26 protein-coding genes are annotated in these 24686 nt (G+C 64.5%); 15 read left to right on the top strand and 11 right to left on the bottom strand.

Features of this window, described 5'->3' with window-relative positions:
• Positions 1 to 8: 8 nt before the first annotated feature.
• Positions 9 to 1010 (bottom strand): polyprenyl synthetase family protein, encoded by a 1002-nt coding sequence (locus tag RBB18_RS20220; RefSeq protein WP_306112273.1) that lies wholly within the window; start codon positions 1008 to 1010, stop codon positions 9 to 11.
• Between the two features lie 56 nt (positions 1011 to 1066).
• On the opposite strand from RBB18_RS20220, the gene RBB18_RS20225 reads away from it, so the two are divergent.
• The 3 genes from RBB18_RS20225 to RBB18_RS20235 all read left to right on the top strand — a co-directional run bounded on the left by RBB18_RS20225 (position 1067) and on the right by RBB18_RS20235 (position 2315).
• Positions 1067 to 1288 (top strand): DUF2007 domain-containing protein, encoded by a 222-nt coding sequence (locus tag RBB18_RS20225; RefSeq protein WP_103764664.1) that lies wholly within the window; start codon positions 1067 to 1069, stop codon positions 1286 to 1288.
• Entirely contained in the window at positions 1285 to 2040 is a 756-nt protein-coding gene (locus RBB18_RS20230; protein WP_306112272.1) for a tRNA1(Val) (adenine(37)-N6)-methyltransferase, read from the top strand. Before RBB18_RS20225 ends, RBB18_RS20230 begins: the two co-directional genes overlap by 4 nt.
• A 110-nt stretch (positions 2041 to 2150) precedes the next feature.
• Complete coding sequence (locus RBB18_RS20235; RefSeq protein ID WP_103764794.1) at positions 2151 to 2315, top strand: YdcH family protein; 165 nt, start codon at positions 2151 to 2153, stop codon at positions 2313 to 2315.
• A gap of 50 nt (positions 2316 to 2365) precedes the next feature.
• On the opposite strand, the gene RBB18_RS20240 is transcribed toward RBB18_RS20235, so the two are convergent.
• The 5 genes from RBB18_RS20240 to RBB18_RS20260 form a co-directional block, all read right to left on the bottom strand.
• A complete protein-coding gene (locus tag RBB18_RS20240; RefSeq protein ID WP_306112271.1) occupies positions 2366 to 3304 on the bottom strand; it encodes a transcriptional regulator GcvA in 939 nt (312 codons plus the stop codon).
• A gap of 299 nt (positions 3305 to 3603) precedes the next feature.
• Complete coding sequence (gene phbB / locus RBB18_RS20245; RefSeq protein ID WP_103764662.1) at positions 3604 to 4326, bottom strand: acetoacetyl-CoA reductase; 723 nt, start codon at positions 4324 to 4326, stop codon at positions 3604 to 3606.
• 108 nt (positions 4327 to 4434) lie between these two features.
• Positions 4435 to 5262 carry a patatin-like phospholipase family protein gene (locus tag RBB18_RS20250; RefSeq protein WP_306112270.1) on the bottom strand — a complete coding sequence of 276 codons (828 nt, stop codon included), beginning with the start codon at positions 5260 to 5262 and terminating at the stop codon, positions 4435 to 4437.
• A 74-nt stretch (positions 5263 to 5336) separates the two neighbouring features.
• A complete protein-coding gene (locus RBB18_RS20255; protein WP_103764660.1) occupies positions 5337 to 6512 on the bottom strand; it encodes an acetyl-CoA C-acetyltransferase in 1176 nt (391 codons plus the stop codon).
• A gap of 130 nt (positions 6513 to 6642) precedes the next feature.
• Positions 6643 to 7482 carry an EAL domain-containing protein gene (locus RBB18_RS20260; protein ID WP_306112269.1) on the bottom strand — a complete coding sequence of 280 codons (840 nt, stop codon included), beginning with the start codon at positions 7480 to 7482 and terminating at the stop codon, positions 6643 to 6645.
• Between the two features lie 113 nt (positions 7483 to 7595).
• On the opposite strand from RBB18_RS20260, the gene RBB18_RS20265 reads away from it, so the two are divergent.
• The 5 genes from RBB18_RS20265 (at position 7596) to RBB18_RS20285 (ending at position 11844) form a co-directional block, all read left to right on the top strand.
• Complete coding sequence (locus RBB18_RS20265; protein WP_103764658.1) at positions 7596 to 8174, top strand: DNA-3-methyladenine glycosylase I; 579 nt, start codon at positions 7596 to 7598, stop codon at positions 8172 to 8174.
• Positions 8175 to 8250: 76 nt separating this feature from the next.
• Positions 8251 to 10008, top strand: coding sequence for a dihydroxy-acid dehydratase (gene ilvD / locus RBB18_RS20270; protein WP_103764657.1), 1758 nt, complete (start codon positions 8251 to 8253; stop codon positions 10006 to 10008).
• Between the two features lie 8 nt (positions 10009 to 10016).
• Entirely contained in the window at positions 10017 to 10592 is a 576-nt protein-coding gene (locus tag RBB18_RS20275; protein ID WP_306112268.1) for a hypothetical protein, read from the top strand.
• A 99-nt stretch (positions 10593 to 10691) separates the two neighbouring features.
• Complete coding sequence (locus RBB18_RS20280; protein WP_103764655.1) at positions 10692 to 11462, top strand: DUF6478 family protein; 771 nt, start codon at positions 10692 to 10694, stop codon at positions 11460 to 11462.
• Between the two features lie 10 nt (positions 11463 to 11472).
• Entirely contained in the window at positions 11473 to 11844 is a 372-nt protein-coding gene (locus RBB18_RS20285) for a hypothetical protein (RefSeq protein WP_103764654.1), read from the top strand.
• Between the two features lie 275 nt (positions 11845 to 12119).
• Here RBB18_RS20285 and RBB18_RS20290 read toward each other — a convergent pair whose 3' ends face one another.
• Entirely contained in the window at positions 12120 to 13355 is a 1236-nt protein-coding gene (locus tag RBB18_RS20290) for a DNA recombination protein RmuC (RefSeq protein WP_306112267.1), read from the bottom strand.
• On the bottom strand, positions 13352 to 15214 hold the full coding sequence (gene mutL, locus RBB18_RS20295; RefSeq protein ID WP_306112266.1) for a DNA mismatch repair endonuclease MutL: 1863 nt from the start codon (positions 15212 to 15214) through the stop codon (positions 13352 to 13354). The genes RBB18_RS20290 and mutL overlap by 4 nt, the downstream gene beginning before the upstream one ends.
• Positions 15215 to 15397: 183 nt before the next feature.
• Between mutL and RBB18_RS20300 the strand changes: the two genes are divergently transcribed.
• A complete protein-coding gene (locus RBB18_RS20300; RefSeq protein WP_306112265.1) occupies positions 15398 to 15775 on the top strand; it encodes a rhodanese-like domain-containing protein in 378 nt (125 codons plus the stop codon).
• A 99-nt stretch (positions 15776 to 15874) separates the two neighbouring features.
• On the top strand, positions 15875 to 16555 hold the full coding sequence (locus RBB18_RS20305; RefSeq protein WP_103764650.1) for a hypothetical protein: 681 nt from the start codon (positions 15875 to 15877) through the stop codon (positions 16553 to 16555).
• A 9-nt stretch (positions 16556 to 16564) separates the two neighbouring features.
• On the opposite strand, the gene RBB18_RS20310 is transcribed toward RBB18_RS20305, so the two are convergent.
• Together RBB18_RS20310 and RBB18_RS20315 are read right to left on the bottom strand one after the other, a co-directional pair.
• Positions 16565 to 17599, bottom strand: coding sequence for a succinylglutamate desuccinylase/aspartoacylase family protein (locus tag RBB18_RS20310; protein ID WP_306112264.1), 1035 nt, complete (start codon positions 17597 to 17599; stop codon positions 16565 to 16567).
• A gap of 140 nt (positions 17600 to 17739) precedes the next feature.
• On the bottom strand, positions 17740 to 18393 hold the full coding sequence (locus RBB18_RS20315; protein ID WP_103764648.1) for a peroxiredoxin: 654 nt from the start codon (positions 18391 to 18393) through the stop codon (positions 17740 to 17742).
• Positions 18394 to 18544: 151 nt separating this feature from the next.
• Between RBB18_RS20315 and RBB18_RS20320 the strand changes: the two genes are divergently transcribed.
• The 3 genes from RBB18_RS20320 (at position 18545) to RBB18_RS20330 (ending at position 21552) form a co-directional block, all read left to right on the top strand.
• A complete protein-coding gene (locus tag RBB18_RS20320) occupies positions 18545 to 19987 on the top strand; it encodes an aldehyde dehydrogenase family protein (RefSeq protein ID WP_274594004.1) in 1443 nt (480 codons plus the stop codon).
• A gap of 5 nt (positions 19988 to 19992) precedes the next feature.
• Positions 19993 to 20226: a hypothetical protein gene (locus RBB18_RS20325; RefSeq protein WP_274594005.1), complete on the top strand. Its 234-nt coding sequence runs from the start codon at positions 19993 to 19995 to the stop codon at positions 20224 to 20226.
• A gap of 279 nt (positions 20227 to 20505) precedes the next feature.
• Positions 20506 to 21552: a phosphotransferase gene (locus RBB18_RS20330; RefSeq protein WP_274594006.1), complete on the top strand. Its 1047-nt coding sequence runs from the start codon at positions 20506 to 20508 to the stop codon at positions 21550 to 21552.
• 163 nt (positions 21553 to 21715) lie between these two features.
• Here RBB18_RS20330 and RBB18_RS20335 read toward each other — a convergent pair whose 3' ends face one another.
• The gene (locus RBB18_RS20335) at positions 21716 to 22360 is read right to left on the bottom strand and encodes a pseudouridine synthase (protein ID WP_103764793.1); all 645 of its coding nucleotides are present in this window, start codon (positions 22358 to 22360) and stop codon (positions 21716 to 21718) included.
• A 302-nt stretch (positions 22361 to 22662) separates the two neighbouring features.
• Here RBB18_RS20335 and RBB18_RS20340 point away from each other — a divergent pair, with 302 nt between their 5' ends.
• A complete protein-coding gene (locus RBB18_RS20340) occupies positions 22663 to 22872 on the top strand; it encodes an AlpA family transcriptional regulator (protein WP_103764644.1) in 210 nt (69 codons plus the stop codon).
• A 231-nt stretch (positions 22873 to 23103) separates the two neighbouring features.
• Positions 23104 to 24528 (top strand): amidase, encoded by a 1425-nt coding sequence (locus RBB18_RS20345; protein WP_103764643.1) that lies wholly within the window; start codon positions 23104 to 23106, stop codon positions 24526 to 24528.
• Positions 24529 to 24686 lie beyond the last annotated feature (158 nt).

Raw genomic sequence — 24686 nt, forward strand, 5'->3', positions numbered from 1 at the left:
AATGCGTCCTAGCGGATGCGCGCCACCACGTAATCCGACAGCGCCAGCAGCATCTCCCGCACCGGATGTTCAGGCAGTTGCGCCATCGCCGTATTCGCCTTTGCCGTCCATTCCAGCGCGTCGGCCCGCGTGGCCTCCAGCGTGCCGTGCTTGTTCAGCAACCTAAGCGCCTCGTCCAGGTCGCCGTCGCGCTGGTCGCCCTTCTCGATGGTCCGCGCCCAGAACGCCCGCTCGCTCTCGTCGGCCAGCGCCACCGCCTTGATCACCGGCAGGGTCAGCTTGCGCTCCCGGAAATCGTCGCCCACGTTCTTGCCCGTGGCCTTGGCATCACCCTGGTAGTCCAGCAGGTCATCGACGATCTGGAACGCAATGCCCAGCGCGTCACCATAATCGAAAAGCGCCTGCACCTGGTCGTCCGCTACGCCTGCGATCACGCCGCCCACCTCGGTCGCCGCCGAAAACAGCGCCGCGGTCTTGCCGCGAACGATCTGCAGGTAGATATCCTCATCCGTCTTCAGGCTGCGCGACGCGGTCAGCTGCAGCACCTCGCCTTCGGCAATCGTTGCCGCCGCGTTCGACAGGATGTCCAGCACCGTCAGCGACCCGGTTTCCACCATCAGCTGGAACGCGCGTGCGAACAGGTAATCCCCGGTCAGCACGCTGGACTTGTTGTCGAACAGCAGGTTCGCCGTGGGCCGTCCTCGCCGCTGGGCGCTTTCGTCCACCACGTCGTCGTGCAACAGCGTCGCGGTATGGATGAACTCCACCGTTGCTGCCAGCTTCACGTCGTCCTCGCCGACATAACCGCACAGATCCGCCGCCGCCAGCGTCAGCATCGGGCGCAGGCGTTTGCCCCCCGCCTCGACCAAATGCGCTGTCACCTCGGGGATGCGCGGCGCGTGACGCGACGCCATGCGCGCACGGATCAGGCTGTTCACCGCGTCAAGTTTGTCCTCGAAATGCGAGGCCATTGCTTCGTGCGGTTTGGTAGCGGCGTGGTCCAGTCCCATCAAACTCCCGTCACTCAGGCTCGACAATGCGCGTCCGGTGTCCTTAAGTCATCCCCATGAAGCATCTTCTCAGCACCACCGACCCGACCGTGATGGCTTTCGCCAAGGCTTTGCTTCAGGGCGAGGATATAGACTGCTTTGAATTGGACGTAAACATGAGCATCCTCGAAGGCGGCATCGGGATTTTCCCCCGCCGCTTGATGGTCAGCGAGGAAGATTACTTTCCCGCGCGCCAGACCCTTGAGGACAACGGTATAGAGGTCGAGGCACGCTCGTGACGCTTGAGACCACCTGCGACGATTTTCTCGGTGGCGGGCTGAAAATCCTGCAGCCCCAGGCCGGCTATCGCGCCGGCATCGATCCCGTGCTGCTGGCCGCCAGCATCCCTGCCAAGCCGGGCGAGACCGTGCTCGATCTCGGCTGCGGCGTCGGCGTCGCGGGGCTTTGTCTGGCCCGGCGCGTGCCCGGCGTTCACCTGGTGGGCCTGGAGCGCCAGCCTGCCTATGCCGAACTCGCCCGGCAAAACGGTGCAGCGAACGCCCTGCCGTTCGAGGTGGTCGAAGGCGACCTGTCCGCCATGCCCGACACCCTGAAAAAGCGCCAGTTTCACCACGTTCTAGCCAACCCGCCCTATTTCGACCGCGCTGCCAGCACGGCGGCCACCGATCCGGGCCGCGAAGGGGCCATGGGCGAGGATACTCCCCTCGCCGCCTGGGTCGCCGCCGCCGCCAAACGCACCGGGCCCAAGGGCACCACAACCTTCATCCAGCGCGCCGACCGGCTGCCAGAGCTTCTGTCCCACGCCGCGCGCCACCTCGGCAGCCTCCAGCTTCTGCCACTGATTCCCCGACCCGGCCGCCTTGCGCGGCTGGTCCTTCTGCGCGGCCGACGCGGCGGACGCGCCGCATTTCGGCTGCATGACGGCTGGTGCCTTCATAATGGGCAAAGGCACGTTAACGATTGCGAAAACTACACATCGGCAACGGCTTGCATACTGCGCGACGGCAAGGAAATGCCTTTCCCGGACTAATTTAAGCAAGTTGCAGCTAATTCCCGCCGTCGGATTTTGCGTTCGCAGCGTGACAGACCATATCTTTTATGCTGCACTATCCCGTGCACACCAAAAGAGGAGACGCATTCATGGCTTTGAGTTCACATGTCGAGGAACTGAAAAAGAAACACCAAGCTCTCTCGGAACAGGTCGAAGCGGCACAGCGTGCCCCGGGAATGCCCGACCTAGAAATCTCAAGCATGAAAAAGCAGAAACTCCGACTGAAAGAAGAGATTGAACGACTGACCCATTAGCATGTCACGCAATGACTGATCGGGATGCGCCCTCGCGGCGCATCTCGTCATCAATCGGGCACCAGCGGTACCATTTCCAGCTTCGCCGTCGTCTCGAACCCCTTGGCGGTTTCGGCCAACATCCATTCTCGGAATACCTTGATCTGAGGTTTGTCCTCGGCGCCCCTGCGACAGACAAAGCGAAACTGGGCGCCCGCGCTTACCGCTTTACCGTAGGGCGCAACCAGCCTGCCTTCCATCAGGTCCTTGATCACCAGGGCCCGGCGCCCCAGCACCACGCCGACGCCCGCAAGGGCCGCATCCACCGCGTGGTCACCTTGCGAAAACCTCGGACCGTGCGGCGCGACCGGCGTCGTGCCCATCGCACGGAACCATGCCGCCCAATCGGTCGCCGGATCCAGAAAATCGATCGACTGGTCGACGATCAGCACCGCGTCGCGCAGGCTTTCGATCGTCGGATACCGTTCGGCCAGCGCGGGTGTCATCATCGGCGTTACCCACTCCTCGGCCAGCGGCAGCGAATACAACCCTTTGTCCGCCCCGTGACCGAACCGGATCGCCACGTCCACCTCGTCGCGGGCGAAATCCATCAGCCGCAACGACGCCGTGAACCGCAGCTCGATCTCGGGATGCGCTTGGGCAAACTCGTATAACCGTGGCGCCAGCCATTTCGCGGTAAAGGCCGGCCCGGCGGTGACTGTCAGCGTGCTGTTGTCCAGCCCCCGCCGGGTCGCCATCCAGGCCGCCGACAGCGCCGAGAACCCGTCTCGGCACCCCGGCGCCAGTGCCGCGCCCGCCTCGGTCAGTTCCACTGCCCGGTTCAGCCGCCGGAACAGCGCCGCGCCCAGATGCTCCTCCAGCGACTTGATCTGGAACGACAGCGCGGCCGGCGTCACGTTCAATTCCGCCGCCGCCTTCTGAAAGGACATGTGCCGCGCCGCGCATTCGAACGCGCGCAAGGCAGTCAACGGGGGTAGACGATCGCTCATTTCACTAAAGTATTACTTAACTGAAGCCGTGAAAAGTCTCGATTGTGGTCTTTTCTGCAAAGACGCATATTCAATCCAGTCAAGTTTCCCTGAAAGGATCAGCCATGATCGAAACAGCCACCGATGCCAAGACCCGCGATGCCTATCGCGCCGCGCACTACGAACGAAGCCGTGCTTTTGGCGAGCTACTCAACTGGCTGGGCCGCAAGACACCTTCCAGATGATCGTTGCAGGTCTCTGGAAACAGAAAGGGCCGGTTCCCCTGACCGGCCCTTTCGCTTTTCGTGGATGCATAACCCTCAGACGAAGAATTGCGCCCCGTTGGCCGAGATGGTCGAACCGTTGATGAACCCGGCATCGTCCGACGCCAGGAATGCCACGCAGCGAGCGATCTCTTCCGGCTCACCCAGTCGACCCGCCGGGATCTGACCAATGATCGATTCGCGCACGTTTTCGGGCACCGCCATCACCATTTCCGTCGCGATATAGCCCGGACAGACCGCGTTCGCGGTGATCCCGGCGCGCGCGCCTTCCTGCGCCAGCGACTTGATGATGCCAAGATCACCCGCCTTGGTCGCGGCATAGTTCACCTGCGCGAACTGCCCCTTCTGACCGTTGATCGAGCTGATGACGATCACACGGCCGAACTTGCGCTCGCGCATGCCGGGCCAGACCGGGTGCACGGTGTTGAACACGCCCGTCAGGTTGGTGTCGATCACGTCCTTCCACTGGTCCGGCGTCATCTTGTGGAACGGCGCATCGCGCGTGATGCCCGCATTGGCCACCACCACGTCGATCGGCCCCAACTCGGCCTCGACGGTTTCGATCCCGGCCTTCGAGGCGTCGTAATCGGCCACATTCCACTTGTAGGTCTTGATGCCGGTCTCTTCGGTGAACTTCGCCGCGGCTTCGTCGTTGCCCGCATAGGTGGCAGCAACCACGTAGCCCTCTTCCTTCAGTTTTTTCGAAATGGCCTCGCCGATACCGCGGCTACCGCCGGTCACAAGGGCAACTCTCGCCATGGGAATCCTCCAGTCTTTCTGTCCAGTGTTGGTTCTCTTGGAAACTTTGCTACTCATCATGCGCGCAAAGCGCAACATTGTTGCGCGATTCTTTTTGCCGCGCGGCACTCATCCGCCGTTCAGGTACGCTTCCGCGTCTTGCTCCCCCAGAGCCCACGTATCGCGCAGCTTTTGCGGGTCGGTAAAGTCGATCTTGTCCGCGGGCGTTTCCTCGGACGGCCAGACATAAACGCGGCCCGGCACATCCGGCAGTTTCTTGTAGGGCCGGGTCAACAGCACCAGCGTCTCGCCTTCGTCGGGGTCGGGCAGCGGGGCCTGGTCTGCCATGCCGCCATCGACCACGCGCCGGTCGCCCCAAAGTGGCGGCTCGAACACCGGCGGGATCACCGCAGCGGCATTGATCAGTTCCACCAGCCGCCCGTCGCGAGCCGCCTGGTTGGCATCGACCAGTTGCGAGGTCAGGCCCATTTTCTCGGCCCAGTCGAAATGCGGGCCGCCCACGATATGCAGTTCCGCCTCATAGGCCGCGGCCAGCGCAGTGCCCGTCATGGTCGGATGGCCGGTCGAGGGCGGATGCGCGATCTGGATCTGAAAGGCCGGACCATTCGCGACCCGCTCCTTGGCCGCCTCGTCAAGAACTGTCTCGACCACATCGCAATAAATGCGCTGGTGTGGCGTGATGCCTTCCTCGTCTGCGGCAAACAGATCGAGGTTGTGGTCGCGCTTCTGGAACGCTTCGCACATCACGTCCAGCAGCCGATCTTCGATCCCGGCAATCCACGCCGCGCCGGCCATCGCGCCGCCGCTCACCCCGGTCACCCGCTCGGGCGTAAACTTGCGCACCTGCTCCAGCCGCGTCAGGAAACCGCCCTGCCAGAAACACCGCAACCCACCGCCGGAAAACACGATCTGCGGGGGATTGTCGGGCAGCTTCATGCAAATGGCCTTTCGGGAAATCACATGGAAAAACAGGCCCCGCAGGGCCTGTTTTCTATTTCGGTATCAGGTACTTACGGACGCTCGATGCACATCGCGACACCCATGCCACCACCGATGCACAGCGTGGCGAGGCCCTTCTTGGCGTCGCGGCGCTTCATCTCGAACAGCAGGGTGTTCAGAACGCGGCAGCCCGAGGCCCCGATGGGGTGGCCGATGGCGATGGCGCCGCCGTTCACGTTCACGATCGACGGGTCCCACCCCATGTCCTTGTTCACGGCACAGGCCTGCGCGGCGAACGCCTCGTTGGCTTCCACCAGCTCCAGGTCGTCGACGCTCCAACCCGCCTTTTCCAACGCCTTGCGGCTGGCATGGATCGGGCCCACGCCCATGATCGACGGGTCCAGTCCGGCCGTTGCGTAGGAGGCGATCCGCGCCAGCGGCTCGATCCCGCGCTTCTCGGCATTCTCGGCACTCATCAGCAACACGGCCGCCGCACCGTCATTGAGGCCCGACGCGTTGGCCGCGGTGACCGACCCATCCTGCGTGAAGGCCGGGCGCAGCTTCTGCATGCCCTCTATCGTGGCGCCGTGGCGGATGTATTCGTCCTTGTCGACGACCGTCTCGCCCTTCCGGGTCTTGACGGTGAACGGGATCACCTCGTCATCGAACTTGCCCGCCTTCTGTGCCGCCTCTGCTTTGTTCTGGCTGGCGACGGCGAACTCGTCCTGCTGGTCGCGCGTGATCTGCCACTTGTCGGCGACGTTCTCGGCGGTCTGGCCCATGTGATAGCCGTTGAACGCGTCCCACAGCCCGTCGCGGATCATCGTGTCAATGTATTTCATGTCGCCCATCTTGTGCCCGGCCCGCAGATGCGCGGCGTGGGGGCTGAGGGTCATGTTTTCCTGTCCGCCGGCGGCCACGACATCGGCATCGCCCAACTGGATGTGCTGCGCGCCCAGCGCCACGGCCCGCAGGCCCGAACCGCACACCTGGTTGATGCCCCAGGCCGCGCTTTCGATCGGCAGGCCGGCGTTCACATGCGCCTGGCGTGCGGGGTTCTGGCCCTGCGCCGCGGTCAGGACCTGGCCAAGGATCGTTTCCGAAACCTCGGCCTTGTCGATGCCCGCGCGCTCGACGATGGCTTCCAGAACGGCTGCGCCAAGGTCATGGGCCGGGGTGTTGGCGAACGCCCCGGAGAAAGAGCCGACAGCGGTGCGTGCTGCCGAAGCGATAACTACATTGGTCATAGTGTCCTCCACCAATTCTTTCTGGCCGAGGAAAAAAGGGCAGCATGCCTGATGCGGCCCCCGGATTCCCCGCATTACGCAGGGTGTACCGCAGTCGCCGCAACGCGGCAACTGTAGCCGTTGTCACAGGTCAGGCCGTCGCCGCCGCCTGAGCCGTTGCCAGCCATGGCGGCTGTACCGTGGGCGCACCGAAGTAATAGCCCTGAAGGCAATGCACCCCGATATTCTGCAGGAATACGGCGTCGTTGGGCCGCTCCACGCTTTCGGCCACGGTGACCATGTCGAACTGTTCGGCGATGGCGATCAAGGCCCGCGTCAGAACCTGGTTGTCCGGGTTGTCCGCGATTCCGCGTATAAACTGCCCGTCGATCTTGAGTATGTCGAAATAGAAATCCTTGAGGTACCGGAACGAGGTGAACCCGGCCCCGAAATCGTCCAGCGCGAAACTGATGCCCTTCTTCTGCAGATCCGCCATGAAATTCACCACCAGCTCGGGCACCAGCATCGCCGAGCTTTCGGTGATCTCGAGGATCAGTCGCTCACCCAGCGTCGGGTCTTGCCCCAACCCGCGCTTCAGCGTCCGCATCCAGCGCGGGTAGCCGATGGACCGCGCCGACATGTTGATCGACAGGCGGATATCAGGATACTCGCGCAAGGTGCGGATTCCCTTTTCAAGCGACAGGCAGTCGACGATGCGGCCCGTCTCGGTCGCTTCGATCGCGTCGATGAATTCGCGCGCCGGGATGATCCGGCCCGTTTCGTCCAGCACCCGTGCCAATCCTTCGTAAAACGCCGGCCTGTCCTGCCGCCCGGACGGCACCACGGCCTGATAGGCCAGCATCATTTGGCCGTGTCGCACCGCCTCCTCGACCATCTGGACCACCGACTGGTCCCGCGCCGACACGGCGTAGGACAAGGGGTTGTGATGCCCCGTTGGCACGGTCGCCCACTTCAATCTCTTTTCACCCATGAATCTCTCCGTACTCCACCGCTGCCCAATAAGCGCCACGCAGCCTAAGGAATTGTTAAACCGGGCATTTGAGTCATACTGTCCGCAACAGGCGAAACCGGGGGGCTTGAAGGATGGAAAGATGCGGCTGGGTCGGCACCGATCCGATTTACGAGGCCTACCACGACACCGAGTGGGGCGTACCCGAATGGGACAGCCGCGCGCTGTGGGAAAAACTCATTCTCGACGGCTTCCAGGCCGGTCTCAGCTGGATCACCATCCTGAAGAAGCGCGACAACTTTCGCGCGGCTTTTCAAGGCTTTGATCCGAACCTCATCGCGACCTGGGGCGAGGATGACGTGCAGCGCCTTTTGGACGATGCCGGCATCATCCGCCACCGCGGCAAAATCGAGGCCACGATCACCAACGCCCGCGCCTGGCAGGCAATCGAGGCCGAACAGGGTTTTGATTCCTACCTGTGGTCCTACATGGGCGGGGCCCCGCTTCAGAACCGCTGGGCCAGCCTGGCCGAGGTGCCCACCGAAACCGAAATATCCCGCGCAATTTCGAAAGATTTGAAGAAACGCGGCTTCAAATTCTGCGGCCCCACCATCGTCTATGCCTTCATGCAGGCCGTGGGCATGGTCAACGACCACGTCCTCACCTGCCATCGCCACGTCCCTGTTGCAAAAATGGCCACGTCGCCGCGCTGAACTTTGACCGCGCGAAAGCTTGCCCCCGCCGCCCCTGTGGCCTAGACCGGATCCGAAGATTTCAGGGGAGGCCCAAATGACCAAGTTCGACAAAAGCAAACTGCCCAGCCGCCACGTGACCGAAGGGCCCGCCCGCGCGCCACACCGCTCGTATTACTACGCGATGGGCATGACCGAGGAGGAGATCCACCAGCCCCTCGTCGGCGTCGCCACCTGCTGGAACGAGGCCGCGCCCTGCAACATCGCGCTGAACCGCCAGGCCCAGGCCGTCAAGGGCGGCGTGAAAGAGGCCAAGGGCTCCCCCCGCGAATTCACCACGATCACCGTCACCGACGGCATCGCCATGGGCCACGAGGGGATGCGCTCGTCGCTCGCCTCCCGCGAGGCCATCGCGGATACCGTCGAGCTGACCATGCGCGGCCATTGCTACGACGCCATCGTCGGCCTTGCGGGCTGTGACAAGTCGCTGCCCGGCATGATGATGGCCATGGTCCGCCTCAACGTGCCGTCGGTCTTCATCTACGGCGGATCGATCCTGCCGGGCAAAGCCCCCCAGATCGACGAGATCCCCGAGGAATTCCGCACCCGCGACCTGACCGTGCAAGACATGTTCGAGGCCGTGGGCTGGAACCAGAACGGCACCATGTCCGACAAGGCGCTCGACGCGCTGGAACGCGTCGCCTGCCCCTCCGCCGGCGCCTGCGGCGGGCAGTTCACCGCCAACACCATGGCCTGCGTATCCGAGGCGATCGGCCTTGCCCTGATGAACTCTTCCGGCATGCCCGCGCCGTACGAGTCGCGCGACCAGTATGCCGAAGCCTCCGGTCGCGCCGTAATGGACTTGCTGGAGAAAAACATCCGCGCCCGCGACGTGGTCACCCGCAAGTCGATGGAAAACGCCGCGCGCGTCGTCGCCTGCACCGGCGGCTCCACCAATGCCGGTCTTCACCTGCCCGCCATCGCGCATGAGGCCGGGCTCGAGTTCTACCTCGACGACGTCTGCGAAATCTTCCGCGACACGCCCTATTTCGTCGACCTGAAACCGGGCGGCCAATACGTGGCCAAGGACCTTTACGATGCCGGCGGTATCCCCGTGGTGATGAAGGAGCTGCGCAAGGCGGGCCTCATCCACGAGGACTGCATGACCGCCACCGGGCGCAGCATCGGCGAGGAACTCGACCGCATCGAGCGCGAGGCCGACGGCAAAGTGATCTATTCCATCGATGCGCCCCTCACCAAGACCGGCGGCGTCGTCGGTCTCAAGGGCAACATCGCCCCGCAAGGCGCCATCGTGAAGGTCGCGGGCATCGCCCCCGAGCACCAGGTCTTCACCGGCCCGGCCCGCGTTTTCGAGTGCGAGGAAGACGCGTTTGCCGCCGTGCAAAAGCGCGAATACGAGGAAGGCGAGGTTATCGTCATCCGCAACGAAGGCCCCGCCGGCGGCCCCGGCATGCGCGAGATGCTGGCCACCACCGCCGCGCTTTCGGGCCAAGGCATGGGCAAGAAGGTCGCGCTCATCACCGATGGCCGCTTCTCCGGCGCAACGCGCGGTTTCTGCGTGGGGCACGTGGGCCCCGAAGCGGCCCACGGCGGCCCAATCGCGATGCTGAAAAATGGTGACATGATCACCATCGACGCCATCAAGGGCGAGCTTTCGGTCGATCTCGGCGATGACGAACTTGAGGCACGCAAGAAAGACTGGCCCGGCCCGCGCGAGACGATCTACGCCTCCGGCGCGCTCTGGAAATACGCGCAACTCGTGGGCGAGACCTACAAGGGCGCAGTAACGCACCCCGGCGCCGAGGCCGAGCGTCACGTCTACGCGGACCTCTGACCCTGTCCGTGCGCGCACTCCGACCGGTCTGGCTGGCGGCCCTGCTCTGGCCGCTGGCCGCCTGTGACGACGTGGGGCTCGGCACTGCCGACGAGCCCAACGTGGTCGAGGCGCTGGCACTCTATGACGGCGCGGTCGTGGTGCGCGGCCCCCGCGGCTATTGCGTCGACGCAGGCAACGTCCGCCGCCAGCCTTCCAGCCGTCTCGTCTTCCTCGGCAGTTGTGAATCGCTCAGCGGCGAGCCGGGCGTTACCGTGCCGCTGGCTCTGATCGCGGTCAACGTGGCGGGCAAGCAGCCGGGCCGCGCCCAGCCCACCGCCGCCACCATCGCCGCCAGCGCCGCCCCGAAAAAGCCGTTGGCCGCGGTAGATATCGACGGACTTGCGCTGGTGCACCTCGATGCGGGCGGCGAACTGGCCCTTCCCGGCGGTGACCCGCGCTACTGGCGCGGCGGCATGGTCATCAACGACCATTTCGTCAGCCTCGCGGTCTACGCCCCCGCCGACAGCAACCTTGCCGGCGCGTCGGGCCGCCGCTTCATCACCGATCTCGCACGCACCCTGCGGAGCGCCAGCGCGCAGTAACCCAAGGCAATCAATGGATTGTTTCCAAACGCGGGTTAATGATATGGCAATGTCTCAGGGGCAAACTGTGGCATAACCAACCGGAATCGATCCACGCATATGGGGCTGAAACGTTCAGGACTGGATTGGCTGGCCCATCGGCGCGACCTGCGGCGGTGGAGGCAAACCGTGCGGGACGCCACGTCGATGACGCTGGGACAGCTTCGCGCCGAACGCTCCGAGGCGCGGAAACTGCGCTATCATCTCAACGAGTTGATCAGCCTTGCCGACAACCGCCTTGCGTTGCCGATGATCGGCTCCCACGCGTTTCCCAAGCCGCATGGCACCGACTGGTCCTGGCGCCCCGCGATCTGGCGCGAACCCTTGGCAGTGCCCGGGCGCTCCTCGGTTCTCAGCAAGACGCAATTGGGACGCGAGCTGACACTGTTTCACGACTGCCAACAGTCCGAACTGTCCCTGCGCCAACTGCGCAACACCCGCGAGGCCGACCTCGCACCCTTCGGCCTGCGCATGGACGTCTTCAGCTTTGACGGCTCCTTCCTGTCGCTCGTTCTGGATCTGCCTGAGGCTGCGGTATCGGGGCTGCAATCGCGCCATCTCATCCGCATGGACACCATCGTCGAGATGGAAAAGCCCCTGGAGATCTTCGCCCGGCTGAACATCAAGCACGGCCCGAACACCGAACAGATCGTGCGTGAATTGCCGCTGCACGAAGAGGAAATCATGGTCGAATTCGACCTCGCCTATTCCAAGCTGAACGAAAAGCGCATCGAACGGGCCTGGGTCGACCTGATTTTCGAGAACCCGCAGATGAGCCAGGTCATCCTGCGCGACCTTACCTTCAGCCGCCGGCCACGCGCGGAATTCTAGGGGGATACGGATGCAAGAGCTGACATTGACCAAGACGCGCCTCTTCGAAGGGGTCTGGGAAGGAGTCATCACCGGCGCCGGCGATCGCCGCCCGGACGTGTCGGTCACGCACCTGCAAGAGACCATCGCCGGGGTCGAGGTCGTCGAGAAACCCGGGGAACAGGCCTGGGTCCTACGGGTGCCCATCCCAGCCGACCGTATTGCCGACGGGGTGCAGACCTTCCTGATCTCCGACACCGAAACCGGCGCCGCCCTGGGCAGCTTCTCAATCGTCTCGGGCGATGCGCTGGCATACGACATCCGCGCCGAGGTGACGCTCCTGCGCGAAGAGCTCGACATGCTCAAACGCGCCTTCCGCCGGCACTGTCTGGAAACGATGTAGGTCCGCTTTGCGGACCTAAAAGACGTTTGATCTAAGGCCCCAGCGCGGAATCAGGCCGCAGGCCCCGCGCCATTGACGGGCCGCCCCCACGGCCCGGCGATTGGGTGAAGTTCGGTGCATCGCTCAATTCTTTTTCGGATTTGGCCTGGATAAAACGCTGCCGAACGACCGTCGGATCGCCGCGCCGCGGCCCGTCAATGGCGCTCGAGGCTATAGATCACACTTGTCTCGCAATGGGCTCGTTTCGAACTTTCGCAGCCATCCCAGACCGCCGGCTAGCCGTCCTTGCCCAGCTTCACTACGTTCACCGGATCCTCCGGCGCCAGTTCCTCGAAGTCGAAATTGTCCAGCTTCGCCGCCCGCTTGCCCGCGCGCTCGGCGGCGGTGGAAATCCCTTCCACGTCCCGCCGCGCCTGGTCGAAATGAGTCTCGAGCTTGCCCGCGCGTTCCAACACCAGTTCCACGTCGCGGTGCAGCTGCCCCAGCATCTTGCGAATGGCCCCGGCCTGCTCGCGCATCCGTGCATCCTTCAGGATCGCGCGCATCGTGTTCAGCGTGGCCATGCAGGTGGTGGGCGACACGATCCAGACCTTCTGGGCGAACCCCTCGCGCACCAGTTCCGGGAAATTGGCGTGAAGTTCGGCATAGACCGCCTCGGACGGCAGGAACATCAGCGCGCCGTCCGCCGTTTCCCCATCGAGGATATACTTCTCGGAAATATCCTTGATGTGCTTTTTCACCGAGGTCCGCAGGCACTTCGCGGCCTCGTTCAGTTCGTAATCGCTCGTGGCGTTGCGCAGCGCCTCGTAAGCTTCCAGCGGGAACTTGCTGTCGATCGCGATAGGCCCCGGCGGGTTCGGCAGGTGAATCAGGCAATCCGCCCGCCGCCCGTTCGACAGCGTCGCCTGCAACGAATAGCTGTCCGACGGCATCGCCTTGCTGACGATATCGGTCAACTGGATCTCGCCGAACGCCCCGCGCGTCTGCTTGTTCGACAAGATATCTTGAAGCGACAGCACATCCCCCGACAACTTGGTGATATTGTCCTGCGCCTTGTCGATGGCGCTCAGCCGTTCCTGTAGCGCGGTCAGGCTGTTGGTGGTCTGCTTGGACGAGCCGTGCAGTGTCTCGCGCATCCGCTCCTGCATCTCGGTCAGCGCCCGCTGGCTGCGCATCGCATTGTCCGCCAGCCGGTCCTGCATCTGCTGCTGCACCCCCGCCAGCCGCTGTTCCACCATCTGCGCCAGCTGCGTCTGTCCGCTGGTCGCCGTGTCGCTCACTACCTGGATCGAACTGCGCAAGCCCTCCTGCCCATTGGCAAGGCTCTGCACATTCTGCCCCAGATGCCCCAATTGCTGCGCCAAAGGTTCCGTCGCCCGCGCCGTCCGCGCCGCGGCCCGCAGCGCAAGGATGACCAACAGGAGGATCAGCAGAACCACGGCACCGGCCGCCATCGCGGCCATCACCAGCGGGTCGTCCAACGTGTAAGTTGTCTCGCCAATGGTAATCATGTCCGCCCGAACAGCCGCTCGATATCGCTTAGTTTCAGTTCCACGTAAGTAGGCCGTCCGTGGTTGCACTGCCCCGAATGCGGCGTTGCCTCCATCTCGCGCAACAGCGCGTTCATCTCTTCACCACTCATGCGCCGCCCCGACCGGATCGAGCCATGACAGGCCACCCGGCTCAGGATCGCCTCGATCCGCGCCTGAACGTTCAGGCTCTCACCCATGTCGGCTAGCTCGTCCAGCACGTCACGCAGCATTTTGCCCGCGTCGCACGGCCCCAGGATCGCCGGCGTCTCGCGCACCGCGATGCTGCCCGGTCCGAACGCCTCGATCACCAGCCCCAGCCGCGCCAGGTCTTCGGCCATGTCCAGCAGAATGCCCGCCTCACCGCTGCTCAACTCCACGATCTCGGGGATCAATAGCGCCTGGCTGGCCACGCCGTTCTCGGCCATCTGCCGCTTCAGCTTCTCGTAAACCAGCCGCTCATGCGCCGCGTGCTGATCGACGATCACCATCCCGGTCTCGGTCTGCGCCACGATGTAATTCTCGTGCACCTGCGCCCGCGCCGCCCCCAGCGGCAGCGATTGCGGCGCCACGGCGTCTTCGTGCGTCTCCACCACTTCCGGCTCGACCCGCCCGGAATATGCACTCTGCATCTCGGCAAAGCCCGCCTCCGGCGCCTGCATCTGGTAACTCGCCGCCCGCGCCGATGCCCCGGGCCGATCCATCTGGTACACCCGTGCGCCGCCCGCCTGCGGCACCGGCTCGGGCCGCATCGCGCCCAGAGTCGCACCCGCCACCGTGGTCGACGCCCGATGTCCCGCCTCCGCCAGCGCGTGACGCAGCCCCGAGACCAGCAGCCCCCGCGCCACGCCCGGATCGCGGAACCGCACCTCGGACTTTGCCGGGTGCACGTTCACATCCACCAGTTTCGGGGCGCATTCCAGAAACAGCGCCGCCACCGGATGCCGGTCCCGGCTAAGGAAATCGTGATAGGCCGCCCGCAGCGCGCCATACAGCATCTTGTCGCGCACCGGCCGCCCGTTAACGAACAAGTACTGCGCCACCGAGGACCCCCGCGAATAGGTCGGCAACGCGGCATAACCCGTCATCGCGATCCCCTCGCGCTCGGCCTCGATCCGCAGGGAGTTCTCGGCGAACTCCCGCCCCAGCACCTGGCTCAGCCGCCCATGCAGCGCATCGAACAGGTCGCCACTCTCGGCATCGGCGCGAAAGACCGTGCGCGGCTCGCGCCCTTCGCTCACGTCCCGCAGGGTAAAGCTGACGAACGGCTCGGCCATCGCCAGCCGCTTGATCACGTCGCCCACCGCCTGCGCCTCGGCCCGGTCGGTGCGCATGAATTTCAGCCGCGCGGGCGTGGCATAAAAGAGGTCCCTCAGCTCCACCACCGTGCCCCGGTTCAGCGCCGCGGGCTTCACCGCGCCGATGCCACCGCCCGACACCGTGATTTCGACCCCGTCAAACCCCTGCGCCCGGCTGGTGATCGTCAGCCGTCCCACCGACCCCAGGCTGGGCAACGCCTCGCCCCGAAACCCGAAGGAATGAATGTTAAGCAGGTCCGAGCCGTCGATCTTCGACGTCGCGTGCCGGCTCAGTGCCAGCGGCAGCTCGTCGGCGGTCATTCCGCAGCCGTCGTCCCGCACCCGGATCAGGGTCTTGCCGCCATCGGCGATATCCACCTCGATCCGCCGCGCGCCGGCATCCAGCGCGTTCTCCACCAGCTCCTTGACCGCCGAGGCCGGGCGTTCCACCACTTCACCGGCGGCGATCCGGTTGATCGCCGTCTCCTCCAGCTGGCGGATGACAGGCCGCTCCTGGCCTATATTGGGGCTGATTTCATTCATACCCCAATACCTAGCATGGCCGCGTCCGATTCTGCTAGGTCCGACTGCGCCAATAAATGCGTCCGGCACCGCTTCTCTCTCGATCCCGATCGCCACGGAACCCAAGGCACTGGACCGCTTCGGGAACTCGCAGCGCAACGCCCTAGTTTTTCTTCAAATGCCAAGCGCAGGAAAGGCCATCCCATGAAATCCGAAACCATCGGCACCGCCACTTTCGAGACCTGGACCATCGATGAGGTCGCAGACGCCTTCGCCGCGAACGAGATCGTCCTGATCGACGTCCGCACCATACCCGAATACGCGTTTCAGCATATCGAGGGCGCCATGCTCTTCCCCATGCCGTTCTTCGACGCGCACAAACTGCCCGGCCAGACAGATAAGCGCATCGTCCTGCATTGCGGGTCCGGCGTCCGGTCCGAAAAGATGGCCCGTGCCGCAATCGAGGCCGGCATAGACCGTATCGCCCACATGGAAGGCGGCTTCGGCGCCTGGAAAGAGGCCGAAAAACCCTACATCGGCACCTCCATGAGCACCGGCGGCCCCGAGCGCGTCAACGCCTGATCCGGGCGGGTCTCCGCCGCGCAGGCGGGCTTTGCGCTTGATGCGGCGCCGCGCCTCGCCTATTCCCGCGCCAAATCCATCGCGAGAGGCACGCGTCCCATGACCCTTTCCACGATCCGGACCATCGACAGGATCCTTCTCGGCATTGTCGTCGCCGTACTGGTCCTCACGGTCGGCATATACTTCTACAGCACGGATTTCTTCTCGCTGACCTACGCCCGCGAGGACGGGTACGTCGAATACGGCACCGCGATCTTCCTTTTCGTGGCCAGCCTCGTCCTGTTGATGAACGCGCGGTCGCTCAAGGCCCGCGGGGCCGGTCTCGCCCTCGCCTGCACCGTGTTCTATGCCCTGCTCTTCTTCTTCGCCGCGGGCGAAGAGGTGTCCTGGGGCCAGCGCATCTTCGGCTGGGAAACCGGCGAAACCTTCCAGCAGATCAACAAGCAGCAGGAAACCAACCTGCACAACCTGATCGTGCCTACGCCGTGGGGCGATTTCCATCTGGCCAAGACCCTCTTCGGCCCGATCCTGACGCTAATCCTGTTGCTCTACCTCGCGGTGCTGCCCTTGCTCTACCCGCGCGTGGGCTGGCTCAAGCGCACGCTCGACCGTATCGCCGCGCCAGTCCCCGGCACCCGCCACGCGGTGCTGGCCGTCTCCGCCAGTCTGGTGATCGCCGCTATCGACGTCTCGCGCAAATGGGAGGTCTACGAACTGGTCTTCAGCCTGCTGGCCACGTCGATCTTCCTGCTGCCCCAGAACCGCGACCACACGACCTGAGACCCCGGCTCAGATGATCTCGTCCTCATCGTAAAGCGGGGCCGCCTCCATGTGCGCTGCCACCCCCTCGGCAGCATGCTCGGCACGCGGCGTCTCGGCGATGTGAAACAGCGCCTCGCCCTCGTAGACCGCCGGCATATTCGATCGTCCGATCACGATCCCCGCCTCTTCGCACACCACCTCGCAATCGGTCTGGCCCATCGGGTCGCTGACCGCACCCAGCACCGTGCCCGGCGCCACCGCGTCGCCGACCGCCTTGTAGCCGCGAAAGACACCGCCGACCGGGGCCCGGTACCAACTCGAAGAATTCGCCACCACTGGCACGCTGCGCCGCTTCGGCACGCCCTTGGCCCCGATCATGCCCAACCGCCGCATCACCCGCAGACAGCCGCTCACCCCGGCCCGCACCGCCAGCTCGTCGAACCGCAGCGCCTCGCCGCCTTCATATAAAAGGACATCCACGCCCTCCTCCTCGGCGGCCAGCCGCAAGCTGCCCTCGCGCAGCTTCGAGGCCATCATCACCGGCGCGCCGAACGCCTCGCCCAGTGCTTTCAGTTGTTCGTTGTCCGGCGTCAGCCGGATCTGCGGCAGGTTCGTACGATGAATCGCCGCCGAATGCAGGTCGACCCCCACATCCGACCGCCGCACCACCTCTTCCATGAAGATATGCGCCAGCCTTGAGGCCATGCTGCCTTCCGCGCCTCCGGGGAAACACCGGTTCAGGTCGCGCCGGTCCGGCAGATAGCGGGAATGATTGTGAAACCCGAACCCGTTGACGATCGGCACCGCCAGCAGCGTACCCGCCATCCCCTTCAGGGGCGCAGCCCGCAACAGCCGCCGCACGATCTCGACCCCGATCACCTCGTCGCCATGAATCGCGGCCGACACGAACAGCACCGGCCCGGGCCGCCGCCCGTGGATCACGTGCACCGCAAGGTTCACCGGCGTGTGGTCCGACAGCGTGCTCACCGGCACATCCACGGTCTCACGCGAGCCGGCCTTCACCACCTGCCCCCCAATCTCGAATGCGTCCCGTTTCGCCATGCCCGGCTATGTCGCGCAAAAAAAGGGCCCTGTCTACAACCGAACAGGACCCTCTTTCTCTGGCTATAAATATCCCGAGGAGTTTGAGGGGCAGCGCCCCTCATCCCACAGATAGGGCGCGGCGCAGCCGCCCCGCTGGATCAACCCGGCAGCTTCGCCATCCGCAGATAGGGCAGCACCGTGTTGAACTCGCCGAACTTCGCCTTGGCGTCCTCGTCGCTGACCGAGGTGGGGATCACCACGTCCTGCCCCACGGTCCAGTCGGCGGGCGTCGCCACGCCCTGCCCGGCGCTGGTCTGCAACGCATCCAGCGCGCGCAGCACCTCGCCAAAGTTGCGGCCCACCGTCATCGGATAGGTCATGGTCAGCTTCAGCTGCTTGTCCGGCCCGATGATGAAGACCGACCGCACCGTGGCGCTGTCGGCGGGCGTGCGACCGTCAGGCAGATAGGCCTCAGCGGGCAGCATGTCGAAGGCCTTGGACACTTCCAGGCCGTCATCCGCGATGATCGGAAAGCCCGGCTTCGCGCCGCCGGCGGTCTCGATGTCGCCCTTCCATTTCTTGTGATCCTCCACGCCGTCGACGCTCACGCCGATCACCTTGGTGCCGCGTTTCTCCCACTCGTCGGCCAGCCGCGCGACGGCGCCGAACTCGGTGGTGCAGACGGGCGTGAAGTCCTTGGGATGCGAGAACAGGATCGCCCAGCTGTCGCCGATCCAGTCATGCAGGCTGAATTCACCCTGGTCGGTGGTCACGGTCAGGTCGGGAATGGTATCGTTGATCCGCAGTGCCATGGGGCATCTCCTTCTTTTGCAAATCGGGTTCTTTCGCTCAACATAAGAAGGCTGCGCGAAATTAACAGCCGCCCACTTGCGGCAATCCGCCCCCTATGGTCATGTGCGCGCGAAATGCCCACATATGCGGCTCAGACGAAAGGAATGCGACATGATCGAGAAGAAACAATTCTACATCGATGGCGCCTGGGTCGACCCGGTCGCGGGCACCGATCATCACGTCATCGACCCCTCGACCGAAGACCCCTGCGCCGTGATCTCGCTGGCCGGCGAGGCTGACTGCGATGCCGCCGTCGCCGCCGCCAAATCCGCTTTTCCCGGCTGGATGACCACCCCGGTGTCCGAGCGTATGGCCCTGGTCGAGAAACTGCGCGAAATCTACAAAGCCCGCGCCGAGGACATGGCCCGGGCCATTAGCCTGGAAATGGGCGCCCCCATCGACCTTGCCCGCGCACAGCAGGTCGGCGCCGGGTCGTCGCACATGAAGGCTATCCTCAAGGCCGCATCGGAATTCGACTGGATCGAACCCCTGGGCGATCACGCCCCCAATGACCGCATCATTCACGAGGCCGTGGGCGTCGTGACCATGATCACGCCCTGGAACTGGCCGATGAACCAGATCTCGCTCAAGGTCATCGCCGGGTTGCTGGCGGGCTGCACCATGATCCTCAAACCGTCCGAGGAATCGCCTCTCTCGGCCCTGCTCTTCGCCGAGATGATCGACGAGGCGGGCTTTCCCAAGGGCGTCTTCAACCTCGTGAACGGCGACGGCGCGGGCGCAGGCACGGCGCTCACCGGGCATCCGGATGTCGACATGGTCTCCTTCACCGGTTCCTCGCGTGCCGGCAAACTGATCTCCAAGAACGCCGCGGACACGCTCAAGCGCGTTTCGCTGGAGCTGGGCGGCAAGGGCGCCAACCTCATCTTCGCCGACGCCGACGAAAAGGCCGTCAAGCGCGGCGTCCTGCATTGCATGAACAACACCGGCCAGTCCTGCAACGCGCCCACGCGGATGCTGGTCCAGCGCGACATCTACGACCAGGCCGTCGAGACCGCTGCCGAGACGGCAAACAAGGTCGCCGTCGGCCCCGCGTCCGAGGAAGGCCGCCACATGGGACCGGTTGTGAACGAGACCCAGTTCAACAAGATCCAGGACCTGATCCAGAAAGGCATCGACGAAGGTGCCCGCCTCGTCACCGGCGGCACCGGCCGCCCCGACGGGCTCAACCGCGGTTTCTTCGTCAAGCCGACGATCTTTGCCGACGTGACCAACGACATGACCATCGCGCGCGAGGAAATCTTCGGCCCGGTCCTGTCGATCATCCCCTTCGAGACCGAAGAGGACGGCATCCGGATCGCCAACGACACGCCCTACGGCCTGACAAACTATGTCCAGACGCAGGACCCGGCCCGCGCCAACCGCTGCGCCCGCGCCCTGCGCTCGGGCATGGTGGAAATGAACGGCCAAAGCCGCGGCCTCGGCGCGCCCTTCGGCGGCATGAAACAGTCCGGCAACGGGCGCGAAGGCGGCAAATGGGGGCTTGAGGACTTTCTCGAGGTCAAGGCCGTCTCCGGCTGGACCGAAGGCGCCTGACACGGATGGAAGTCCACGCCTTCGTGTTGCATCTCATCCGGGCTTCGGCCCGGCGAGAGAACGCGCAGGCGCTGCTGGCCGACGCCCGCGAAATCGGCGGCATGAAAGGCGAGATATGGCCCGCCGTCGACGGCGGCGCGATGTCCTCCACCGACTTGTCGGCCAGTGTCGGCGCCGCGCTGTTCGATCCGGCATACCGGCCTGCGCCCGGCGATGATCTACCCATCGGGCCTTGTTGATATCGGGGAAGAGCTTGACGGGCCTGACACCCGACCCGACGACCAAGCCTGGACCGAGAAGATCACGCGCGAATATCACCGCGCGAGGTACGCAGCGAGCGTGTCACGACTCTCACGCCTCAGCACGGCCCCCACTAGCGGCGGTTTCGCAAGGGACGCACAGCACGACTGATCCAACCGGATCGACCGCCAACGCCCCACAACCGCGCGTATCATTCACCGTTCAGGGGGCGGCGCAGATACCTTTTCCCCTCCGTCAAAACCCACTACACAGCTCGAATGAACAGCACCCCCGATATCACGCAGGCCGCCTTCGTGCCCGAGACCGTGCACAAGCGCGATATCTTTTCCGAGACCATCTCCGGCCACCTCGAAGGCCACCCCGACATCGCCGTCGTCCTGCGCAAGCTCGACACGGTGCCGCTCTACGCCCGCCCCCTATCGCGTTGGCTCGCCGGCCGCGAAACCCGCGGGTTGCGTGCAGTGCAGGGAATCGAAGGCTGCCCTACCCTGATCCGCGCTGACCGCGTGGGCCTTTTGCGCAGCTGGACGCAAGGCACGCCCCTGCAACTGGCCAAACCCACCGATCCGGAATGGTACCGCGACGCCAAGCGCCTGCTGCGAGAGATGCGGCGCGCCGGCGTGACCCATAACGACATCGCCAAGCCGCAGAACTGGCTGATGACGCCCGAGGGCCGCGCCGCCGTAATCGACTTCCAGCTTGCCTCGGTCCACCCGCGCCGCGGCAAACTCTTCCGCCTCAAGGCCCGTGAGGACCTGCGCCACCTGCTGAAACAGAAACGCGCCTACGCGCCAGACCTGCTCACGCCTTCAGAGCATCGGATGCTGACGCAGAAATCCCTGCCCTCTCGTTTGTGGATGGCCACCGGCAAGCGGCTCTACAATTTCATCACGCGCCGCCTGATGAACTGGTCCGACGGCGAAGGGACCGAGGACCGGCTGGACCGCGACGGTCCCGCCCTGCGCAAGGCTCTCCTTGCCGATCCGCAGATCACCGACGTCGCCCTTTGCACCTTCGCCCTGCCCGCCAAGGGCGTCGGCCTCTACGCCTTCGTCGAAACGCCGCTTTCGGCGGCCGAGGTCACGAAACTGGCCCCCGCACCAAAGCCCGAGCACATCCAGACCGTGCCGGCCCTGCCCCGCCACGCCGACGGCACCCCCCGTCTCGATGCCCTCACGCTGGTGGCCACCAACCGGCTCGACGAACTGGAACAGCTTCAGACGGGCGACCCGGATCTCGCCACCACGCTCCACCCCATCGTCGCGCAGCGCCTCAACCTGACCGACCGCGTCCTGCGCGCCTGACAATGTGCCGCCCGCCCGATGAGCCGTTATTCTGGCTGACACGTGTGGCGACGTTCCTGTTCGCGATGTGGCTGGCCCGGCGTTGACCGCGTTGCCCTTAGCCCGGTTTCACTGTTCCAAAAATACTCAGGACCAACGGCCCGGTCCGGGCGCACCGCCCGCCTCAGAACGCTGCTTTCTGGCGAAACACCATCCCAGCCCCTCCATCCGGGTGCCGTAGCCGCAGTTCCTCGGAATGCAGCATCAGCCGCTCATGGTCCAGCGCCGCACCCTCGGCATAAAACGGATCCCCCAGGATCGGATTCCCCAAGCTCAGCATATGCACGCGCAGCTGGTGGCTCCGCCCGGTCTTCGGCATCAGCCGCATCCGGGTCTCGCCCTCGCCATATCGCTGCACCCGCCAGTCCGTCACCGCCGCCTTGCCGGTCTCATGGCACACTTTCTGCCGGGGCCGGTTCGGCCAATCCACGATCAACGGCAGGTCAACCGTCCCGGTCCGCTCCTCGACTCGGCCCCAGACCCGCGCGGTGTAGATCTTCTTCACCTGACGTTTTTCGAATTGCAGGCCAAGATGCCGCTGCGCATGGGGCGTCAGGGCAAACACCATCACGCCCGACGTGTCCCGGTCCAGCCGATGCACCAGCAGCGCCATCGGAAACACATCCTGCACCCGGGCCAACAGGCAATCGGCCAGGTGTTCGCCCTTGCCGGGTACGCTCAAAAGGCCGGGCGGCTTCGCCACGACAAGGATCTCGTGATCCTCGTGCAGCACGTCCAGCGGCGTCATCGGCGGGTTGTAATCGGACATGGCCCGCCGCATACACCAGCTCCGCCAGCCATGCCAGCCCAGCCCGCTCTTCGAACCTTCCGACCGCTTTCGCGGTTCTCGAAATACTTCCGCCGGAAGAGATTGCCGAAGCTTGCATCGGTCACGTCAGAACGGGCGATGAAGCTGTCGATGCCTACGAATGTTCAACTTACTTGCCCAAGCGCACACCCTTGATGAAAGAGTGGGCAAACATTCTTACCGGCAATTCCTGAACAAAACGTAAACGTGGCTTAAATCATTCGCTGTTAAGGTGATTGCATCCAACGAAATAGAGGACATGCATGACCGATAAAATATTAAGGCAGAAAGATATTCAGGAACTGACCGGGCTCAGCCGCTCGACGATTTACAGACATTTCAACGCTGGCACATTTCCAGCACCCGTTAAGTTGACCGAGCGCCTTATCGGATGGCGCCACAGCGCGATTTCTGAGTGGGTCGCGGATCGCCAGGCGTTTGCCTTCGTATGTCCCACGAACGTCCGGCATTAAGTGCCGGGCGGCTCTTTACGGCCCATTGCGGCGGTTGGTCAGCCAGTCTGGTGCCGCGGCGCAGCTTCACCGAAGCAGCCATTCGCTGCACGTGCATCATCCCGCTTCAGGTTGACGCTCATATTGCGGCCGAACCCCGCAGTGCGATGCCTTGCTTGCCGTTGCGCGAGACGTCGGGATCCCAGGAACAACTCGTGCGTTGCTCCGGTGATGGCAATCACGAGGAACGGAATGACAAACGACATCGGAAGCCTGACCGCCACGCAACTCGCGCAGGCCTTTCGGGAAGATCGCGCCACTCCGAGCGACGCCGTTCGGGCCGCTCTGGATCTGATCACGCGCTACAACCCGGCGGTGAACGCCTATGTCCACGTCGATTATGCCGGCGCCGAGGAGGCCGCCCATGCCTCGGACCAACGCTGGGCGGACGGCGCTCCGCTGAGCGCAATCGACGGGCTGCCGGTCTCGATGAAGGACCTCACCGAGGTCGCCGGCATGCCCGCCCGGGACGGCTCGCTCCTGACAGGTGACGGGCCCTGCGACACCGACGCCCCGCCCGCACGCATGCTGCGCGAGGCCGGAGCGGTGATCCTCGGCAAGACCAACACGCCGGAATTCGGCTGGAAAGGCGTGACCGACAACCGGGTCTTCGGCGCGACCCGAAACCCGTGGGACACCAAACTGACGCCCGGAGGATCGTCCGGCGGAGCCGCCGCCGCGGCAGCGCTCAACATGGGTGTCCTGCACCAAGGCGGGGACAGCGGCGGGTCGATCCGCATCCCGGCCTCCTTCACCGGCACGTTCGGGTTCAAGCCGACCTTCGGTTGGGCGGCGCAATGGCCGCCGTCCCGGGCACCGACCCTGTCCCAGATCGGCCCCATCACGCGGACTGTCGAGGACGCGGTCTTGATGCTGAACGTGATCGGCCGATACGATCAGGCTGACCCCTATGCGCACCGCGGCCAGCCGACCGACTGGGGCGAAGACTTGGGCCGGGGCCTCGACGGGCTGCGGATCGCCTGGTCGCTCGACCTCGGCTATGCGTCGGTCGATCCCGCGGTGGCGGCGCGCGTTCGCGAGGCCGCCGAGCGCATGGCCGCGCTCGGTGCGGACATGGTCGAGATCGATCCCGGATTCGAAAGCCCGATCGAGATCTTTCAAATGATCTGGTTCACCGCCTCGCTCGATCTCTACCGCCAATGCGACGAGGAAGAGCGTGACATGCTCGATCCTGGCCTCGTGGACAACGCCCTTCGGGCGGAGGCTTGGGACGCGGTCGACTATTTTCGCGCGCAGACCAGAGGTGCCGAGTTCACCCGCCATCTCGAGCGGTTCAACCAGGACTATCACCTGTTGATGACGCCGACCGTGGCGATCCCGCCCTTCGAGGCCGGCCACGATGTTCCTCCCGGCAGCGCCATGACCGACTGGACCGAGTGGTCGCCTTTCACATATCCGTTCAACCTCAGCCAGCAGCCGGCGGTCTCGGTGCCCTGCGGGTTCACGCAAGCGGGCCTCCCAGTGGGTTTCCAGCTGGCGGGCGGCAAGCACGACGACACCCGCGTGCTGCGCGCAGCGCATGCCTACATGGACGCCCACCCGCCGATCCTTCCGGATGCCGCTGACAGCCGCGGCGGGCCGAAAACAGCGAGCTGAAGCCGGCGCTGATCAGGTCAGGGTGACGGATAAGAGACCTCACATTCTGGTTGCTCGGCAAATAGGTGAATGACGGCCCAAATGTATGTACCGGCTGCTGTTCGCAAATGATTTCTGGCATGTTCTCGGAAGTCGCTCATATGTATCCGGCCTGTTGG

The organism is Roseovarius sp. MMSF_3298 (assembly GCF_030733705.1).
Classification (GTDB): domain Bacteria; phylum Pseudomonadota; class Alphaproteobacteria; order Rhodobacterales; family Rhodobacteraceae; genus Roseovarius; species Roseovarius confluentis.

What these genes read in the sequence shown, in the direction of transcription:
- RBB18_RS20220 (WP_306112273.1), bottom strand. Translation starts at nt 1,010, where the DNA reads ATGGGACTGGACCACGCCGCTACCAAACCGCACGAAGCAATGGCCTCG.
- RBB18_RS20225 (WP_103764664.1), top strand. Translation starts at nt 1,067, where the DNA reads ATGAAGCATCTTCTCAGCACCACCGACCCGACCGTGATGGCTTTCGCC.
- RBB18_RS20235 (WP_103764794.1), top strand. Translation starts at nt 2,151, where the DNA reads ATGGCTTTGAGTTCACATGTCGAGGAACTGAAAAAGAAACACCAAGCT.
- RBB18_RS20240 (WP_306112271.1), bottom strand. Translation starts at nt 3,304, where the DNA reads ATGAGCGATCGTCTACCCCCGTTGACTGCCTTGCGCGCGTTCGAATGC.
- phbB (WP_103764662.1), bottom strand. Translation starts at nt 4,326, where the DNA reads ATGGCGAGAGTTGCCCTTGTGACCGGCGGTAGCCGCGGTATCGGCGAG.
- RBB18_RS20250 (WP_306112270.1), bottom strand. Translation starts at nt 5,262, where the DNA reads ATGAAGCTGCCCGACAATCCCCCGCAGATCGTGTTTTCCGGCGGTGGG.
- RBB18_RS20255 (WP_103764660.1), bottom strand. Translation starts at nt 6,512, where the DNA reads ATGACCAATGTAGTTATCGCTTCGGCAGCACGCACCGCTGTCGGCTCT.
- RBB18_RS20260 (WP_306112269.1), bottom strand. Translation starts at nt 7,482, where the DNA reads ATGGGTGAAAAGAGATTGAAGTGGGCGACCGTGCCAACGGGGCATCAC.
- RBB18_RS20265 (WP_103764658.1), top strand. Translation starts at nt 7,596, where the DNA reads ATGGAAAGATGCGGCTGGGTCGGCACCGATCCGATTTACGAGGCCTAC.
- ilvD (WP_103764657.1), top strand. Translation starts at nt 8,251, where the DNA reads ATGACCAAGTTCGACAAAAGCAAACTGCCCAGCCGCCACGTGACCGAA.
- RBB18_RS20280 (WP_103764655.1), top strand. Translation starts at nt 10,692, where the DNA reads ATGGGGCTGAAACGTTCAGGACTGGATTGGCTGGCCCATCGGCGCGAC.
- RBB18_RS20285 (WP_103764654.1), top strand. Translation starts at nt 11,473, where the DNA reads ATGCAAGAGCTGACATTGACCAAGACGCGCCTCTTCGAAGGGGTCTGG.
- RBB18_RS20290 (WP_306112267.1), bottom strand. Translation starts at nt 13,355, where the DNA reads ATGATTACCATTGGCGAGACAACTTACACGTTGGACGACCCGCTGGTG.
- mutL (WP_306112266.1), bottom strand. Translation starts at nt 15,214, where the DNA reads ATGAATGAAATCAGCCCCAATATAGGCCAGGAGCGGCCTGTCATCCGC.
- RBB18_RS20300 (WP_306112265.1), top strand. Translation starts at nt 15,398, where the DNA reads ATGAAATCCGAAACCATCGGCACCGCCACTTTCGAGACCTGGACCATC.
- RBB18_RS20305 (WP_103764650.1), top strand. Translation starts at nt 15,875, where the DNA reads ATGACCCTTTCCACGATCCGGACCATCGACAGGATCCTTCTCGGCATT.
- RBB18_RS20310 (WP_306112264.1), bottom strand. Translation starts at nt 17,599, where the DNA reads ATGGCGAAACGGGACGCATTCGAGATTGGGGGGCAGGTGGTGAAGGCC.
- RBB18_RS20315 (WP_103764648.1), bottom strand. Translation starts at nt 18,393, where the DNA reads ATGGCACTGCGGATCAACGATACCATTCCCGACCTGACCGTGACCACC.
- RBB18_RS20320 (WP_274594004.1), top strand. Translation starts at nt 18,545, where the DNA reads ATGATCGAGAAGAAACAATTCTACATCGATGGCGCCTGGGTCGACCCG.
- RBB18_RS20325 (WP_274594005.1), top strand. Translation starts at nt 19,993, where the DNA reads ATGGAAGTCCACGCCTTCGTGTTGCATCTCATCCGGGCTTCGGCCCGG.
- RBB18_RS20330 (WP_274594006.1), top strand. Translation starts at nt 20,506, where the DNA reads ATGAACAGCACCCCCGATATCACGCAGGCCGCCTTCGTGCCCGAGACC.
- RBB18_RS20335 (WP_103764793.1), bottom strand. Translation starts at nt 22,360, where the DNA reads ATGTCCGATTACAACCCGCCGATGACGCCGCTGGACGTGCTGCACGAG.
- RBB18_RS20340 (WP_103764644.1), top strand. Translation starts at nt 22,663, where the DNA reads ATGACCGATAAAATATTAAGGCAGAAAGATATTCAGGAACTGACCGGG.
- RBB18_RS20345 (WP_103764643.1), top strand. Translation starts at nt 23,104, where the DNA reads ATGACAAACGACATCGGAAGCCTGACCGCCACGCAACTCGCGCAGGCC.